Below are 4021 nucleotides of genomic sequence, written 5' to 3' on the forward strand. Positions count from 1 at the left end.
GAGGATCTGCCGTGCCGAGTCGGTTCCGTCGGCCTCGACCGCGCGGGCCATCGCGGCCAGGGCCGCCTCCTGGCTCGCCTGCGGGGGGACGACGAGCAGGCTGAAGTGATCGCGGTCGCCCCGCGTGATGATCACGGTGTCGTCGCCGACCGGATACCGGTCGATGTGCACCGACCGGCCGTCGACGACCAGGCGGGCCGGGACGTCGTCCCAGGCTTCCGTGTCCAGGCCGACGCTCGCCACGGGGCCGAGGTGTTCGGTCAACGCGCGGACCAGGCCAGGCAGTTCGGCGCCGATGTCACGTGAACGCGGCCACCACGCGCCGTCGAGCGCACCTTCGCGTGACTGGGTGGTCTCCAGGCGCAGCAGGACCGTCCCCGGCTGCGCGGCCTGCCGGAACCGGTCCGGCAGAAGCCCGTGGTGCGAGGCACCGGTTTCGTCCGACATGGCTCGCCACCTGTCCGTGGACGCGGGCCGAGCCCGCTGAGCGAGGCCCGGCCCTCAGGGCGCTGCGGCTCGGGCCGCCCCGACATCTCCACGGTACTCCGCCCGCGCCGGACCGATCCGGCCGGTCAGGAGAACCGCGGCGGGGGTGCGGGCGTCTCAGCGCCACTCGATCAGGAACAGGGTGGCGTCGTCGCTCGTGCGCCCGCCCCGCTTCTCCTTCAGGATGTGGGAAAGCGCGCGCACCACGGCCCGCACCCCGTCCTGCGATCGCTCGACGCGGTTGACCCAGTCGATGAGCTGTTCCTCCCCGAACTGCATCCCGCCGGCCTCGCGCTCCTCGACCAGGCCGTCGGTGAAACCACAGGACCCGGTCACCGTGCCGCCGTCCAGCGCCGCGCGAGGGCCGCTCACCCCTGGTCTCGGCGCGTTCGTCATGCCGCACCAATGCTGAGGACGACACGGCCGCACCACTGCCACCCGAGGGCCGACCGTGCGGACCGGCTCCCGGTTCGGGCCGAAGTCGGCGGCCGAATGCGCGACGACCGTCTCGGGCGGCGCGTGGGTGCCGGGCACGGGGCAGGGCGATCGCCCACCGCAGTACGGAAGCCATGGCGACCTCCTCACCGCCGAGCGTTCGGAGCCCTCCCGCCCCACGGCGGGCGGCCCGACGCCGAACAACCTTGACACCGAGCCACTGAAGCTCTACGAGTGAGGGAGAGGGGTTTGGCCCAGGAATCCGCTCGTGCGGGAGGAGGCCCCGCGATGGCTCGCTCCGTCGGTATCGATCTGGGCACCACGAACTCCGTCGTCTGTGTCCTGGAGGGCGGCGAGCCCACCGTCATCCCCAACGCGGAAGGGGCGCGCACCACCCCGTCAGTCGTGGCGTTCGCCAAGGGCGGCGACGTGCTGGTCGGCGAAGTCGCCAAACGCCAGGCCGTCACGAACGTGGACCGCACCGCCCGCTCCGTCAAACGCCACGTGGGCGACCCGCACTGGCGCTTCCCCGACACCGGCGACGTCGAGGGAAAGCGGTACACCGCGCAGGAGATCTCCGCCCGTGTACTGCAGAAGCTCAAGCGCGACGCCGAGGCCTACCTCGGCGAGGACGTCACCGACGCCGTCGTCACCGTCCCCGCCTACTTCAACGACTCCCAGCGCACCGCCACCAAGGAGGCCGGGGAGATCGCCGGCCTGAAGGTGCTGCGCATCGTCAACGAGCCGACCGCCGCGGCCCTCGCGTACGGGCTGGACAAGGAGAGTGACCAGACGATCCTGGTCTTCGACCTCGGCGGCGGCACCTTCGACGTCTCCCTGCTGGAGATCGGCGAGGGCGTGGTGGAGGTGAAGGCCACCAACGGTGACACCCACCTCGGCGGCGACGACTGGGACCAGAAGATCGTCGACCATCTCGTCCAGCAGTTCAAGAACGGTTACGGCATCGACCTGTCGAAGGACAAAATGGCCGTGCAGCGGCTGCGTGAGGCCGCCGAGAGGGCCAAGATCGAGCTGTCCGCGACGAGCGAGACGACGATCAATCTGCCGTACGTCACGGCCTCCGCCGAGGGCCCGCTGCACCTGGACGAGAAGCTCACCCGCGCCCAGTTCCAGCAGCTCACCGCCGATCTGCTGGAACGCTGCAAGACCCCGTTCCACCAGGCGGTGAAGGACGCCGGGATCAAGGTGTCCGGCATCGACCACGTCATCCTCGTCGGCGGCTCGACCCGTATGCCGGCCGTCACCGGCCTGGTGAAGGAGCTGACCGGCAAGGACCCGCACAAGGGCGTCAATCCGGACGAGGTCGTCGCCATCGGCGCCTCCCTGCAGGCCGGTGTCCTCAAGGGCGAGGTCAAGGACGTCCTGCTGCTCGACGTCACCCCGCTGTCCCTCGGCATCGAGACCAAGGGCGGCATCATGACCAAGCTGATCGAGCGCAACACCACGATCCCCACCCGGCGCTCCGAGATCTTCACGACGGCCGAGGACAACCAGCCGTCCGTGCAGATCCAGGTCTTCCAGGGCGAGCGCGAGATCGCCGCGTACAACAAGAAGCTCGGCATGTTCGAGCTGACCGGCCTGCCGCCGGCTCCGCGCGGCCTGCCGCAGATCGAGGTCACCTTCGACATCGACGCCAACGGCATCATGCACGTCGCCGCCAAGGACCTCGGCACCGGGAAGGAGCAGAGGATGACCGTCACCGGTGGCTCCTCCCTGCCCAAGCAGGACATCGAGCGCATGATGCGCGAGGCCGAGCAGCACGCCGAGGAGGACCGCCGCCGCAAGGAGGCCGCCGAGACCCGCAACCAGGCCGAACACCTCGTCTACTCCACCGAGAAGCTCCTCCAGGACAACCCGGACAAGATCCCCTCAGACGTCACGTCCGAGGTCAACGAAGCCCTGGCGGACCTGAAGGACAAGCTCAAGGGCGAGGACACCACGGCCATCCGCACCTCGATGGAGCGCGCGGCCACCGTCGCACAGAAGATCGGTACCGCCCTCTACGCCCAGGCCGGCGGCCCGCAAGCCGCGGCCGGCACCGGCCCGACGCAGAGCGGCGATGAGGAGGAGGTCGTCGATGCGGAGATCGTCGACGACCAGATACCGAAAGGAGCCACCGGATGAGCCGGCCCGCCGACCCGGGCCGGGGCGACCGCCCTGGGGGGCGTCATACGTGACAGCGGCCACCCTCCAGCCGCGACGACCCGGCCCCGCTCCGACAGGCCCGCAGCGAGATGTGGTGCATGACGTCGGCGAACGGGACGATCAGGCGCAGTCCCGGCTCGCGTGCTCCGGTGATCCGGCCGAACCGGAAGACGACCCCCTTCTCGTACTGGCGGACGATGCGGATCGACATCGCGAGCCCGATCAGGACCAGGATGACCAGCACCACCAGGACTGCGATCACGGCAGTCCTTTCGGCTTCCTTCGACTGCGGACCTGCGTCGACAGCCAGGTCCGGGAAACGCGTCGCCGCGAGCAGAGCGACCGGGAGGCGCGGGACCGGTTTTCGGTCCTACCGTGAGCCTTCCCCGCATCCGGTGCCATTGACAGGGCCGAACGGGCCTGCTCCTGTCGTGACCGGCCGCCCAAGTGCCTCTGCACCGACAGGTTGGCGATGGCGCCCCCAGGACGCAGCCGTCGCCGCAATGCGGACCGGATCGGGGCGGGCCGACGAACGCGAGTAGCCGTCGCCTCGCCCACAACCACACCCGGGGGCGACCATCCGCAGGCAACGCGTCGCACCCGAGTGGGGAGTACACAGCATCCATCCACCCCCCGGCTCGTGCCGATGCCCCGCCGCTGCGCCACTCGGCGTGGCACGACGGAGAGAAGCGGCGGCTCCGGCTTCTCCGGCATCGCAGCCGAGCACCGGGTCCGCCCGCGGACCACGAATCCCATCGAGACACCGCCCGCCACGGTACGGTTCGAACACGGACCGATGTCCTACCCGCTGTTCACCGGCATCCGTCGGACTGGCCGGGGTACTGGTCGTGCTCCGCCGTCCGGTTCCGGCACGGGGGCCGGTGCGCGCACCCCGCGCGACCGGGGCGAACCGCCGCCGACGGCCTGCGGTTCG

General features: G+C 70.5%; 3 protein-coding genes and 1 pseudogene. 1 reads left to right on the forward strand and 3 read right to left on the reverse strand.

Annotation, left to right across the window (positions count from 1 at the left end):
• The coding region (locus tag ACZ51D_RS43505; protein ID WP_465665845.1) for a DUF5994 family protein at nucleotides 1-447 on the reverse strand (447 nt) is incomplete at its 3' end.
• A gap of 156 nt (nucleotides 448-603) precedes the next feature.
• Nucleotides 604-804: pseudogene (locus ACZ51D_RS43510) on the reverse strand (SpoIIE family protein phosphatase); the annotation flags it as partial.
• A gap of 405 nt (nucleotides 805-1209) precedes the next feature.
• Between ACZ51D_RS43510 and dnaK the strand changes: the two are divergent.
• Entirely contained in the window at nucleotides 1210-3066 is a 1857-nt protein-coding gene (gene dnaK, locus ACZ51D_RS43515; protein ID WP_465665847.1) for a molecular chaperone DnaK, read from the forward strand.
• Between the two features lie 43 nt (nucleotides 3067-3109).
• On the opposite strand, the gene ACZ51D_RS43520 is transcribed toward dnaK, so the two are convergent.
• Nucleotides 3110-3349 carry an SPFH domain-containing protein gene (locus ACZ51D_RS43520; RefSeq protein ID WP_465626270.1) on the reverse strand — a complete coding sequence of 80 codons (240 nt, stop codon included), beginning with the start codon at nucleotides 3347-3349 and terminating at the stop codon, nucleotides 3110-3112.
• Nucleotides 3350-4021: the final 672 nt, after the last annotated feature.

The sequence above is a fragment of the Kitasatospora sp. NPDC033851 genome (assembly GCF_055576085.1).